Here is a 13075-nt window from a genome sequence, read left to right as displayed (position 1 = left end):
GAAATAAGANNNAAAATATACTTTAAAATCCCAACTGAGAAATAAACTACAGTTTGCATAAGGAATATTCGTTCGCATATAATACAAACAAATGTTCTTATTTAGTTGGAGGCGACCTATGTGGAACGTAAGAAACTCGAAGGTAACGGTTTATGGGAAAGCAGCCGTATGGTGCTGCCTGAACATAAACGGCGTATCATGAACGACAATCACGAGGAGCTACGGAGAGAAAAGCCGACCTTAGACGCCCAGGAGTGGGAGCTGATTGACATAGCGCTTTATCATTCGATGGAAGACCACGCGCCAGTTACCTTGACATTGTACGACCCGTTCGTGGATCGGAAAGCAAAGGGAATTGTCATGCAGGTGGATCGGAGGCTCAAGCGTATCAAATTGCGCTGGAGCGAGGACGATTGGGATTGGATTGCGATGGACGAAATTATTGCGGCGACGTCATAAGGCAAGAGCCCTGCCGGCAGGACGCCAGCGAGGCTCTGTGATTGTACAATCGGTTCTTTCTCTACAAGGACATCACCACTTTGCCAGCAGGATAATCGTATTGGCGATGCTGATTATCAAGGCGGCGTAAGTGGCCCAAATAGTGGTTCTCTCCTTCAGGTTCATGCTTCATCGCTCCTTATGATATAATCGAGATGAAAGGCGACCCTTGTATTTCATCCCCTAGCCTCGGCCCCTTTCGGGGCCGAGGTTTCGGGTTTTCCTACTTGGTCAGCAGGAGGATGAGGGTGAGTACCGAGTTTATCAGGACGATGATTGCAGTCACCATCTTGATTGTTTCGACCCGGTGCTCTTGTCGCCTTTCTTTTCTCGTTTTATCCACTGTGTTCACCCCCTTTCTTATCTCTATTATATACTGGTACCACTATATTTGCAAGTCTTTTTATACTGGTAACAGTATATTTGTTGTGGTATTCTGTAGGAAAGGAGGTACGCGAGATGGAGACAAAAGGAAAGGCTTCGACACGGGCAAAAGACAAGTACAACGCAGCGAATTATGATCAGGTGAAATTCTGGACACCTAAAGGGTACCGGGAGGAAATAGATGCTGCCGCGGACAGCGCGGGTATGAGCCGAAACGCGTACATCATGGAGGCAATTAAAGAAAAGATTCAGCGCGAAAAGGGAGAGCCGCCACAGGAATAACCTGGGCGGCTCTTTGCGATTCAGATATCAAACTCTTCCCAGCCTGGCGGTAACGGCTCGTCCGGTGCTGGCTCCAAAGCTTCCGGCTCGATGATGGTCAATAACGGCTCTCCGATATCGATCAGGGCGCCGATCGTGTAGCTGCCTTCGAAGGTACCGACAGCGACGACTCTGCCGGTGCGGCTGCCGTGGCCGCTGGGGTGGTCAGTAGCGATCCGGACGCGAAGGCCCGGAGTGATGTCTTTCAGGTTCATTATAATATCCCCTTATTTCCGGGGACGAATTGGGGGCGGAATCCTTCATCATCCCCATATATTCGCTAAAATTGACCCGTGTTACTATATAGTTCACCCTTGTATATCAACGAGTTTTATAATGTACATAAATGTGTTCGGTCGCTCCGGCATGACTTAAAATCCTGCGGTAGGTGACTACCGTACCGGTTCGATCCCGGTCCTCGGCACTAGAACAACAAGGGTTTCAGCTCATTTGAGCTGGAACCCTTTGTTCGTTCATGGAGCAGTTTGCTAACATTTTGCTAACGCCGCTTCTTTTTCGTGTAGATTCGAGGCTTTCGGGTACGCTCATAATGATGTTGTGCTGACTTCAAGATGAGCGATTCTTGTTCAGACTCTGCATTCGAGAATTCTGTCATATTCCATTCTCAGTTGCTGGATTTTTTTTAATTATTCCCGCTATAATGAAAAAACAAAGCTATGAGAAAAAGATTGATTATGGAGTTGTAAATATGAAGACGATAGCTGATATTGCTAATTTGGCGGGCGTAGCCAAAAGTACAGTTTCGAGGTATTTAAATGGCGGATCGATTAGTGAATCAACCAAAATGAAAATAGAACGTGTCGTAAACAATACAGGGTATGTGCCCAATACCTTTGCACAAAGCCTCAAAGCTAAAAAGACCAATATCATTGGAACCATTGTTCCACGTCTNTTACGGACATCCATTTAGAGGCATTTGAAACTATAAAAATCCCCGTCATATTAGTGGGACAACAACATGACAACGTGTATAGTGTAGTCCATGACAATGAATTAGCTGGCTTTGAAATTGGGGAATATATCCTGAAAAAAGGTCATAGGAAAGTTGCTTATCTTGGTGTTTCTGAAGCTGATATTGCGGTTGGAGTAAAGAGAAAAGAAGGTTTCAGAAGGGCTCTAAATGAGAAGGATGGATGTGAGGTCAGGTATTATGAAACTCAATTCGCAATCAGTGAGGCGGTTATTAGAGCAGGTGAAATTATAGATAGCTTTCATCCAAGCATTTTGGCATGTGCAACTGATAATATAGCCCTTGGAGCATTAAAAGCTGCCCACGTCAGAGGCTTAAACATTCCCACTGATTTATCCATTACTGGTTTCGGCGGGTATGAAGTTACTGAAATTATTCATCCTGCTTTAACCACAATAAAGTTCAATTATACAAACGCTGGACGTGATGCGGCAAATGGAATTATCAAATTGGTAAATGGTGAGATGTTCCCAATGATTACTTCTTCCGAACATGAGTTAATTGAAAGAGAAAGCGTTGACAGTAAAACAATTGAAAGATAAAATACTAACCGTGGAACCGGTTCTATTCATCGGTTTTCTTTTTTTATTTCGAAATGGAACCGGTTCCTATTCGTTGAGGGATGATTTTACTCACTTCAGTTCTAAAAGGAGCAACCCAAATGGATATTTCCAACGAAAATAAGTACAAGCGAATTGAAGAAACAAGCCAGGAAGAAATGGATCATCTTCGAAATAAAGTTAAAGCTTGTCCTTGGAGGCAGAGCTTTCATGTTCAGCCGATTACGGGACTTCTCAATGATCCCAATGGATTTTCCTATTTTAATGGCGAATACCACTTATTTTATCAATGGCATCCTTTAGGACCAGTTCATGGTTTAAAGTATTGGTATCATATTAAATCCCATGACTTGGTAAATTGGGGCAACATGGGAATTGGTTTATCTCCGGATTGTTTTTATGACTATCTTGGGGCTTACTCAGGTAGTGCTATAGAGCACGATCAACAATTATATTTGTTTTATACAGGGAACACTCGGGATAGTCAAAAGGTAAGACACCCCTATCAATGTATGGCCATTATGGACAACAACGGGAAAATAACCAAGCTTAAGAGGCCTGTGATTGATACTGTTCCAGAAGGATATACGGAGCATTTCCGAGATCCGAAAGTTTGGAAGAAAGATGAGCGTTTCTACTCTGTGATTGGAGCTCAAAGGGTGGATTTGACAGGCTGTAGTGTATTGTACAGTTCCTCTAATTTGATCGATTGGACATTTGAGGGTGAGCTTAATATAGATCTGAACTCTTTCGGTTATATGTGGGAATGTCCTGATTACTTTGAATTAGATAACCAAGGGATCATGTTATTCTGTCCTCAAGGCATAGAACCAGAAGGGGAGAATTATCGGAATATATATCAGTCCGGGTATGTATTAGGTGAACAGTTGAATCTCGAACAAAGATCAATGACCCATGGGGGATTTATTGAGTTGGATCGGGGGTTTGATTTCTATGCACCTCAAACGATGGTCACACCTGATGGCAGACGTATAATAGTTGGTTGGATGGGCTTGCCTGATATCGAAACTCCGACAGACCGTAATGGTTGGGCACACTGCCTCACCCTTCCCAGAGAATTAAGCGTTAGAGGCGGGAAGTTAATTCAACAGCCTGTTCCAGAACTCCAAAGCCTCCGGAAGAAAGAGTATACAGTATCGGATACCTTGAATAATGAGGTGAAGACATATAATGGGTTTCAGGGTAGATCATACGAACTGACTTGCGAGTTTAACACTTCAACTTCTGATGAATTTGGTATTGAAATTCTTGCGAGTTCAACAGAAAAAACCGTGATTAAATACAATTCAACTCTAAAGAAAGTTACTCTGGACCGTTCTCACTCGGGTGAAGCAATAGCTTCCGAATACGGGTCTGAAAGAGCTTGTGTGTTAATCGACGAAAACATAAAGTTCCATATATTTGTAGATCATTCCTCTGTTGAAGTATTCGTGAATGATGGGGAAGTGGTATTTACATCCAGAGTTTTTCCGAGTATTGATAGCAATATCATTCGTTTTTTTGCACACGGGGGACAGACTGCTTTTACGGCTGTTAAGTGGGATTATTAAAGAATTAAGTGAAGAGGTGCAAGTTCGGGAAGCTTATTTAAAATTTCTTGAGTACGTCAGATCTGGAAATATAGCTGAGATATTCCTTGGCCGCTGCGATATTTTTTCTGTTCTTATTGATTACTTGGGTCAAACTGCCATCATATACTGCGAGGGTTTAGCTTTCGATTGGACGTCTTCATAAGCTGGTACCATCGTCATAACATACTTGCCACTTTCCATTGCCACCATATGCTTGTCATACGTATTAGAGAGTGCAGCCTTGCCGAAATATCCTGATCTGTAGGAATAATTTGAACATCAACCTTGATTCCTGTGTTTCCGCCATTGCCTGAAACCAGTCCAGCTAGCAGCATGAGGGCTGCCAATGTGGTTGCCGCTCTTTTTTACTCATGTTTTAGTCTCCCCTCAATTTGGCCATTCGGATGATGCGATCTTTCGGAAGTGAAAATCATTAAGCGCTTACACTAATTGTAACCACTGGAACGGCATGCGGTAAATGTAAGAACAGCTTTCCGCTTTCACGCTCCCCGGATTTACTATTGGCTTGATTGGTTTTGTCGATATTTGTTTGGTGTGAAACCTGTTAAAGCTTTAAATACTCGATAGAAATGCGTTGGCGTTTCATAACCGCATAACTCAGCAATTTCAGTAATGTTTTTATTCGTTCGGATTAAAAGTTCCTTGGCACGGATAATTCGCTTGGCATTTACATATTGCGTAACGTTCATCGTTGTCAGTTGCCGGAAAACACGTGAAAAGTGGGGAGCAGATACATTGGCTTTTTCTGCAAGCCGTGCGAGGGTGACCTCCCCTTCGGGATGTTGGTCGATTTCGTGCAGCATTTCTTTCATCCAGGATGGGCCGACGCCAGGCTCACCTATAGCATTTCGTCCGCGTATTGACTGAATATGCCGGTTGATTCCCAGCAGCAACTGGCAAGAAATTAATCTTACCGCATCATGGTAACCTGACTTTTGCTCTGCAAGTTCTTGTTGAATTTGCTCCAGTGATGACTCTGTGACGGAAAGAAGAGCCTCTGGTAACTCAATCCGGTATATCTTCTTTTTTCGTGCAAAATCAAAGCAGAGTAGGCTGTTGTAGGAATCATCGATTGATTCTAAGGATAGCAGCGTAGGTGCGAAATAGAGCGCAGAGGATACAATAGGATTTTCGTTATGAGGTAATGAGTGATGAATTGTGTTCCCTGGGATGATAAATAAGTCCCCTTCTTTTTTCTCGTACCATGTATTATCAATAAAAAAAACGCCTTTACCCTGATGGATATAAACGAGTTCATAGCGATCATGAAGATGGTCTGGAAGCTCATTACTCTGTTTTTTTATTGTTTTGTAAGCGAATTCGAATGGAAACAGCGGGTCCCCGAAGAAGGGTTTTCGGATTGGTTTCAACGATATCATTCCTTTTAAATATGTTTGGGATATGCTTTCAAGATATCAAAATATGTTATAAAAATGCAAGCTGGAGAGATTATTTAACTGATTTACTTGATATACAATGTTCAGTGAGCAGGGGCATGACATTATGAAAGTAAAATGAGGTGTGCAGCAAGATGCGTATCGACGCTCATCAGCATTACTGGAAAATCGAACGTGGAGATTATGGTTGGATCACACCGGAACTGCCGGTTTTGTACCGTGACTTTACGCCGGTGGATCTGGAGCCATTGTTGAACAAGCAGAATTTTGCAGGGAGCGTTATTGTTCAAGCTGCCCCAACTATCGAAGAGACGAAATACATTCTTTCGCTTGCAGACCAAGCCTCGTCAACTCTCGGTGTTGTTGGTTGGCTTGATCTATTCGACCCTAATCACCGGAAGAATTATGAAGAGTTTCAGCTGAACCCCAAGTTTAAAGGTTTTCGGATTATGATTCAGGATATGCCAGATGCTTCCAGCATTCTGGAACCATCGTTTATCGAGGCGCTCCAAGGCTACGCGGACGAGGAGGTGCCTGTAGATCTATTACTGGTGTCGCATCAAATGGAGCATGTATTAGAGCTGCTGAAGAAGGTTTCGAATCTGCGTGGGGTAATTGATCATATTGCTAAACCACTGATCAAGGATAAGTCTTTAGAACCGTGGCTGAGTTATATGGGTGAGTTTGCGAAGTATCCCGGAATTTATTGCAAAATATCCGGAATGGTTACCGAAGCTGATCATCATGGGTGGACTAAGGAAGAATTCAAACCATATATCCGGAATGTTTTGGAGCTCTTCGGCCCAGAACGAGTGATTTATGGCAGTGATTGGCCAGTATGCTTACTGGCGGCAGAATATGAAGAGGTTGTAGATATTCTGGAAAGTGCCCTTCCGGAAACTTGGAATGAGCGGGAACGTGAACGTTTATTCGGGGCCAATGCAAAGGAGTTTTACAGACTATGAATTTACTGACAAGTTCACTTTTAGTGGGAGAAGCCAAGCGCAGGTATGAAAATCTGAAAGAAGCACCTGTAACAGTGTTGCAAATTGGTGAAGGTAATTTCCTGCGAGGATTTTTCGACTGGATGATTCACGAATGCCGCAAACAGGAGCTGTTTACTGGAAGCATCGCAGTGGTGCAACCGCGTCTCTCAGGACAAAAGAACATACAAAGGTTAGCTGCCCAGGATGGACTATATACTTTGGTGATTCGTGGCGTAGAGAATGGCGTGCCTATGAGCCGAAATGAAATCATTTCAGTGTTTTCTGAAGTGTTTGATCCATACACGGAATGGGGAAAATTTGCTGCCTTGGCCGTTAACCCGCATCTCTCGTTGGTCGTTTCCAACACGACAGAAGCGGGGCTTGCTTATCAACCAGAACCCCTTGGTAGTGGTTCCATTCAATCCTTTCCGGGAAAAATAACCTATTTATTGTTTCTGCGTTTTCAGGCTTTTGAAGGGTCTCATGATCACGGACTAACATTTCTCCCCTGTGAGCTGCTGGAGCATAACGGAGATAAACTGCGGGATGTTGTGCTAAAGTACGCCGAAGACTGGGATTTGCCATCTGATTTTAAATTATGGGTACGGGAGCATAACAAATTTCTGAATTCGTTGGTAGATCGTATTGTGACGGGTTATCCTTCAACAGAAGAAGCAGAGGATTGGTTTCGTGGATGGGGGACGAAAGATACAATGCTCTGTACAGCAGAGCCTTATCATTTATGGGCTATCGAAACGGGACCGGAGCTTGATAAGCTGCTGCCATTCCGCCAAGCTGGCTTAAATGTACATTTTACAAGTGATCTGAAGCCTTTTCAGGAACGTAAAGTCCGCATTCTTAACGGAGTGCATACTTGGATGGCTCCGCTCGGGCTTATACACGGCATTGAGCATGTCCGTGAATTATTAGAACATCCCATGCTTGGCCAACGTGTTCGTGAGGTGGTCATGCATGAGATTTTACCAACACTTCCTTATTCGGAGGATGAGATCAAGGCGTATGCCGCCAATGTTTTTGAAAGATTTGCGAATCCGTATATCCGCCACCGTCTTGAGGACATCGCTATGAACAGCTTGAGTAAATTCTGCGTGCGATTGCTACCGACTCTGGCTTACTATGGCAAACAAGGCAAGGCTCTTCCTGAGCAACTGGTGCATGGCTTGGCTGGCCTCTTGCGCTATTATCACGTAGAGAAAACAGAAGACGGTTTGTATACAGGAGCTAAACTCTCAGGAGAAATTTATACAGTAAGAGATAACATTGAAATGCTAAACATCATTGCAGGGATCTGGTCTTCTGGGAAAACTGCAGGTGAATCGACAGAGCAAATTATTTATCGATTATTGTCCGAAGAATTGCTCTGGGGTCAATCGCTTGCTGAATGGACCGGACTAACAAGTGCGGTTGCAGCCTGCATAGACCGCTGGGAGAGGGGGAGACAACAATGAACGATTGGGTACGGTTGTCAGAAAAAGATCACGTGGTCATTGCATTGAGACCATTCTCGGCAGGTGAAACGATAACATTGGAGAATGGGGTGTCGCTTGCACTCAAAGAGGATATTCCTAAAAGTCATAAAATATTGACCTCACCAGTTGATGAAGGAATGGATGTACTTAAATTTGGATATTCAATTGGCAAAGCTAAAGAAGAGTTGGTGCCTGGTATCTGGGTACATACTCATAACCTTAGGACAGGCCTCGGTGCAAAACTGTGTTATGACTATAATCCGCAATTAGCATCATTTGCTAAAGCGGAACCAGTTGGTTCTCCAACTTTTCAGGGCTATATCCGTCCAAATGGTGATGTAGGTATCCGTAATGAAATTTGGATCATTAACACGGTAGGCTGTATTAATAAAACCTGCGAAATTCTGGCACGTAAAGGTGCCGAACAATTCGCTGGAATAGTCGAGGGAGTGTACCATTTTGCTCATCCATACGGTTGTTCGCAACTCGGTGATGATCTAGAGTATACAGAAAAACTCCTGGCTTCACTTGTAAATCATCCAAATGCTGCAGGGGTGTTGGTAATCGGCCTCGGCTGCGAAAATAATCAACTGGATTCTATTCGCAAAGCTGTAGGTGAAGTCGATTCGCAGAAGGTTCGGTTTATGCGTACACAAGATGAAGCAGATGAACTAGAAAAAGGTATGCTACTTCTTGAGGAACTTGCCGATTATGCGGCAACGTTCGAACGTGAGCCTGTATCCGTTAACAGACTCAAAATTGGTTTGAAATGTGGTGGTTCGGATGGTTTATCCGGCATCACAGCCAATCCGCTTGTGGGGACGATTGCTGACCGTGTGACCTCCTTCGGAGGAACGGCTATTCTGACCGAAGTGCCGGAAATGTTTGGCGCGGAGACGATTCTGATGAACCGCGCTGAAAATGTAGAGGTATTTGGGCAGATTGTTTCACTCATCAATGACTTCAAGGAGTATTTTGTAAGGCACAATCAAGTCATTTATGAGAATCCTTCACCTGGAAATAAAGCGGGTGGGATTAGCACGCTGGAAGAGAAATCGCTGGGCTGCACGCAAAAGGGCGGTCATGCCATCGTAAGTGATGTGTTATTGTACGGTAATCATGTCTCGAAGCCTGGCCTAAACCTGGTGCAGGCCCCGGGGAATGATCTGGTGTCGGTAACAGCTTTGGCAGCCTCGGGTGCACATATGGTCTTGTTTACAACTGGGCGAGGCACTCCATTCGGAGGGCCAGTGCCTACAGTCAAGATATCTTCTAACAGCGAGCTTGCAGAGCGCAAGCGAAACTGGATTGATTTCAATGCCGGACAACTGCTTGAAGGCAAATCAATGTTAGAACTGACCGATGAGCTATGGGAGAAATTGATTGTGCTCGCTTCAGGCGATATCAGAACATTAAATGAAACCAACGGCTTCAAAGAAATAGCCATATTTAAGGACGGGGTGATTTTGTAATGAAATTTCGTAAACTCGGTAATACCGGATTGGATGTATCTGTGCTTAGCTTTGGAGCTTCCTCACTTGGCTCTGTTTTTCGCCAGACGGATGACAGTGAGAGTATACGAACGGTTCATACCGCCATTGAAACAGGTATTAACTATATCGACGTATCTCCATATTACGGCTTGACCAAAGCGGAGAGCGTTCTTGGCAAAGCTATTCAACAATTGCCACGCGACAAGTTTCTGTTGTCTTCAAAAGCAGGCCGTTACGGTGAATCCACATTCGATTTTACAGCAAAACGCATCCTCAGCAGTGTAGAAGAAAGCTTAGATCGGCTTCATACCGATTATCTTGATATTTTATTCCTGCATGATATCGAATTCGTACCGGCAGACATCATTCTGGAAGAAGCGGTTCCGGCTATGCAGAAGCTAAAGGAGCAAGGTAAAATTCGTTTTTCTGGCATCAGTGGTCTCCCTTTGCAGCTTTTTGAAACTTTACTGCCGCAGATCGATGTGGATGCCATTCTTTCATATTGCCATTATTCGCTGAATGATACTTCCTTGCTGAAAGTGTTGCCGTTGTTACAAGAGAGAGGAGTTGGGTTAGTTAACGCTTCGCCGCTCGCAATGGGTCTCTTGAGCACTCGTGAAACAGCGGATTGGCATCCGGCAAGCTCTGAACTCAAGAAGATTTGCAGACAAGCTGCTGAGTTTTGCGCTTCCGAAGGCGCTGATATTGCTAAGCTCGCTGTGCAGTATTCAACCGATAACGAACAGATTCCAACGACACTTGTCAGTACGGCCAGCCCTGGTAATATTCTCAAGAATGCAGGCTGGACTGATGAGCCAATAGACAGAGAACTGCTTATGAAAGTTCAGGAGATTCTTATGCCAATCCATAATGAATCTTGGGTCAGTGGTCGTCCAGAATATAATGAACGTCTGGCACAGCGTGAAGGGAGCGACATTGCATAATGAAGGGGATTGTCTGCAAGGAAATCGGTAAATTTGAATGGCGAGAGGATCTACCAGAGCCGGCCCTTGAGGAAGGAAAGGCATTGGTACGTATCCGTCGTATTGGCATTTGCGGCACGGATCTGCATGCCTATCAAGGAAACCAACCTTATTTTGTCTATCCACGTGTATTGGGCCACGAGCTGGCAGGAGTGATTGAGGCTATTGGAGACCACGAAGCCGGGCTTCGAGTAGGAGATCAGGTCAGCATTATTCCTTATATGCACTGTGGAGAGTGTACTGCTTGCCTCAGTGGGAAGACGAACTGCTGTGAAAATATGAAAGTGTTTGGAGTTCATATCGACGGCGGTATGCGTGAACGCGTCGCAATTCCGGTTAATCATTTGATTAAGACCAATGATCTGACTTTGGATCAATCCGCCATGCTTGAGCCGCTGGCCATTGGAGCTCATGCGCTCCGCCGAGCCAGAGTGGCTGCCGGAGATACTGTACTGGTTATCGGGGCAGGCCCCATAGGACTTGGTGTTATGGCTCTTGCTCGCTTTGCCGGGGCTAAAGTAATCGCCATGGACGTCAATGAAGAACGTCTTGCCTTCTGCCGATCTTGGGCCTTGGTAGAGCATACGATTCATGCGCTTCAACAGCCAAAGGAGCAACTTGCACAAATCACAGGCAGCGAATCCGCACCGATTGTTATCGATGCTACCGGGAATGTGGCTTCGATGACTGGAGCATTTGATCTGGTTGCGCATGGTGGGTCGCTGATATACGTAGGGCTAGTAAAAAGCGATATTACCTTTAATGACCCAAATTTCCATAGTCACGAAATGACGCTCATGGGCAGTCGTAATGCAACGATGGATGACTTTGACTTCGTATTGCAGGCAATCTCTGCGGGTTACGTAGATATCGACCGTTACGTTACACATCGTGCAGCATTTAAGGAAATGATTAATCATTTCGATTACTGGCTGAAGCCAGAAGCCAAGGTTATAAAAGCCTTGGTTGAAATTAACGATTGAAGATGATTATATTTTGAGGATGAANGAACCAAGATAAAATAACTTGTAAGACACCAAATTCTAAAGATTTTACTTTGAATTTAATAGATAGATTAATGATATTTCTCGTTAGATCACAAATAACGGACGAGTTTTGTCAGGATCTTGTTAAGATTTCGTTGTTCCTATACTTGTTTTTTGTATTAACTTCTACCGGTTCGATCCCGGTCCTCGGCATCCTTTCAACAAAAACACCGTACATCTTCTTTTGAAAAGAAGGCCTGTACGGCGTTTTTTTGCTTTAGAACTGCAAGCACTTGCCATAACATTGACAGCTGTAATCTTGGCACTGTATTCAAGATGAGCGTAGGGGTTAGCCGTTGTGGAACTTCGTTAACCATTCCATTTGAAAGCGCCGCATGCGAACCCGTATGTTGAGAGGACGGGGCAAGCTGCCCCTCCTCCCTGCTTATTTTATATTTTTAATATGGACATCTTGCCAATTGGTTGTATTCTCCTTAATTTCAGGTGAATCTCCACGAAATACCTTACTTGCTTCTTCATCGTTCATCAGGGTGTAACGGAACCATGCCGTCATGTATCCATCCGCATAGGCCAACATCTCACCGTGATCAACATTTCTTCTTCTTGCCATAACAGCAGGTATACCGTCGTTCAAATTTCCAAAGTTTTCATTTAGAGAAGCAAGCGGTGCAATCGTTTCTGAATCAAACTTACCCGTACCTGCCACCATAAAATAAGGTATCTTAATTTTTGTTGCATCATAACTCCATTTCAGAGCATCAGAAAGTTCCATAGATGTAGCGCTAGCCGTATAGATTGAGGTAAACATATTGCTATTGGTGAATTGAGTTACTGCATTAATCGCACCTACTCCGCCTTGTGAATGCCCGGATATCCCAATGTTCTTCGTATCTAATTTGTTATAAAAAACGCTCTTACTATTCTCATTTAAGGCGATGATAAATTTTAGAGCATCGGAAGACGATACTCCCGTCCAGGAACTGGAATCATTATTTCCAATGACGACAAAGCCCCAAGAAGCCAAATGTTCAAATATTGGACTGAATTTCGAAAAAGGCACACCTGTACCATTCGCCATAACTACTATTGGGAATTTCTCATTATTATTTTGCTCCAGTGCAGATGGATACCATACTTTATACGTATCAAATAATGTTTCGCCGCTTTTTATTTCGGTAGCCCTAGTCTCGTATTCCCCAAGCTTGGTGTACTTTTGCTCTAACGTGTAGGCAGCATCCACCTTAATGTAATATCCTTCTTTAACCATTGGTGCATTAAAAGCGTGTCTTAGAAATAAAAAGCCGACCAGAAGCCAAAGGATTACTGCAATGAAAATAGAAAGAGCCTTCCTT

11 protein-coding genes and 1 pseudogene are annotated in these 13075 nt (G+C 44.0%); 9 read left to right on the top strand and 3 right to left on the bottom strand.

The annotated features are described in order from the left end of the window. Positions 1–120 precede the first annotated feature (120 nt). Together KIH86_RS17660 and KIH86_RS17655 are read left to right on the top strand one after the other, a co-directional pair. Positions 121–459, top strand: coding sequence for a YolD-like family protein (locus KIH86_RS17660; protein ID WP_235775463.1), 339 nt, complete (start codon positions 121–123; stop codon positions 457–459). 498 nt (positions 460–957) lie between these two features. Next, a complete protein-coding gene (locus tag KIH86_RS17655; protein ID WP_223082364.1) occupies positions 958–1164 on the top strand; it encodes a transcriptional regulator in 207 nt (68 codons plus the stop codon). Positions 1165–1184: 20 nt separating this feature from the next. Here the strand turns inward: KIH86_RS17655 and KIH86_RS17650 are convergent, their stop codons facing one another. Continuing rightward, complete coding sequence (locus KIH86_RS17650) at positions 1185–1418, bottom strand: hypothetical protein (RefSeq protein WP_223082366.1); 234 nt, start codon at positions 1416–1418, stop codon at positions 1185–1187. Between the two features lie 494 nt (positions 1419–1912). Here KIH86_RS17650 and KIH86_RS17645 point away from each other — a divergent pair. Then, positions 1913–2736: pseudogene (locus tag KIH86_RS17645) on the top strand (LacI family DNA-binding transcriptional regulator). A gap of 119 nt (positions 2737–2855) precedes the next feature. Continuing rightward, a complete protein-coding gene (locus tag KIH86_RS17640) occupies positions 2856–4325 on the top strand; it encodes a glycoside hydrolase family 32 protein (RefSeq protein ID WP_223082371.1) in 1470 nt (489 codons plus the stop codon). A gap of 539 nt (positions 4326–4864) precedes the next feature. Here KIH86_RS17640 and KIH86_RS17635 read toward each other — a convergent pair. Continuing rightward, a complete protein-coding gene (locus tag KIH86_RS17635; RefSeq protein ID WP_223082374.1) occupies positions 4865–5737 on the bottom strand; it encodes a helix-turn-helix domain-containing protein in 873 nt (290 codons plus the stop codon). A gap of 161 nt (positions 5738–5898) precedes the next feature. Here KIH86_RS17635 and KIH86_RS17630 point away from each other — a divergent pair, with 161 nt between their 5' ends. From KIH86_RS17630 to KIH86_RS17610, 5 genes are read left to right on the top strand one after another with little or no spacing between them, the layout of a single operon-like run. Then, positions 5899–6729, top strand: a complete 831-nt coding sequence (locus KIH86_RS17630; RefSeq protein ID WP_223082376.1) for an amidohydrolase family protein — start codon at positions 5899–5901, stop codon at positions 6727–6729. Further along, entirely contained in the window at positions 6726–8219 is a 1494-nt protein-coding gene (locus KIH86_RS17625) for a tagaturonate reductase (RefSeq protein WP_223082377.1), read from the top strand. Before KIH86_RS17630 ends, KIH86_RS17625 begins: the two co-directional genes overlap by 4 nt. After that, positions 8216–9712 (top strand): UxaA family hydrolase, encoded by a 1497-nt coding sequence (locus tag KIH86_RS17620; RefSeq protein ID WP_223082378.1) that lies wholly within the window; start codon positions 8216–8218, stop codon positions 9710–9712. Before KIH86_RS17625 ends, KIH86_RS17620 begins: the two co-directional genes overlap by 4 nt. Next, positions 9712–10677 (top strand): aldo/keto reductase, encoded by a 966-nt coding sequence (locus KIH86_RS17615; protein WP_223082379.1) that lies wholly within the window; start codon positions 9712–9714, stop codon positions 10675–10677. Before KIH86_RS17620 ends, KIH86_RS17615 begins: the two co-directional genes overlap by 1 nt. After that, the gene (locus tag KIH86_RS17610) at positions 10677–11699 is read left to right on the top strand and encodes a zinc-binding alcohol dehydrogenase family protein (RefSeq protein ID WP_223082380.1); all 1023 of its coding nucleotides are present in this window, start codon (positions 10677–10679) and stop codon (positions 11697–11699) included. The genes KIH86_RS17615 and KIH86_RS17610 overlap by 1 nt, the downstream gene beginning before the upstream one ends. A 448-nt stretch (positions 11700–12147) precedes the next feature. On the opposite strand, the gene KIH86_RS17605 is transcribed toward KIH86_RS17610, so the two are convergent. Then, positions 12148–13075 (bottom strand): poly(ethylene terephthalate) hydrolase family protein (locus tag KIH86_RS17605; protein ID WP_223110581.1); only part of this gene is annotated, 928 nt, incomplete at its 5' end.

It is taken from the genome of Paenibacillus sinensis, assembly GCF_019904155.1.
Classification (GTDB): domain Bacteria; phylum Bacillota; class Bacilli; order Paenibacillales; family Paenibacillaceae; genus Paenibacillus_AQ; species Paenibacillus_AQ sinensis.
The sequence above is the reverse complement of the archived record's forward strand: the minus strand, read 5'-3'. Positions and strand labels throughout refer to the sequence as shown.

Bases quoted from the DNA above. Each gene is read 5' to 3' on its own strand.
- KIH86_RS17620 (WP_223082378.1), top strand. From the start codon at position 8,216: ATGAACGATTGGGTACGGTTGTCAGAAAAAGATCACGTGGTCATTGCA.
- KIH86_RS17630 (WP_223082376.1), top strand. From the start codon at position 5,899: ATGCGTATCGACGCTCATCAGCATTACTGGAAAATCGAACGTGGAGAT.
- KIH86_RS17650 (WP_223082366.1), bottom strand. From the start codon at position 1,418: ATGAACCTGAAAGACATCACTCCGGGCCTTCGCGTCCGGATCGCTACT.
- KIH86_RS17655 (WP_223082364.1), top strand. From the start codon at position 958: ATGGAGACAAAAGGAAAGGCTTCGACACGGGCAAAAGACAAGTACAAC.
- KIH86_RS17625 (WP_223082377.1), top strand. From the start codon at position 6,726: ATGAATTTACTGACAAGTTCACTTTTAGTGGGAGAAGCCAAGCGCAGG.
- KIH86_RS17610 (WP_223082380.1), top strand. From the start codon at position 10,677: ATGAAGGGGATTGTCTGCAAGGAAATCGGTAAATTTGAATGGCGAGAG.
- KIH86_RS17615 (WP_223082379.1), top strand. From the start codon at position 9,712: ATGAAATTTCGTAAACTCGGTAATACCGGATTGGATGTATCTGTGCTT.
- KIH86_RS17640 (WP_223082371.1), top strand. From the start codon at position 2,856: ATGGATATTTCCAACGAAAATAAGTACAAGCGAATTGAAGAAACAAGC.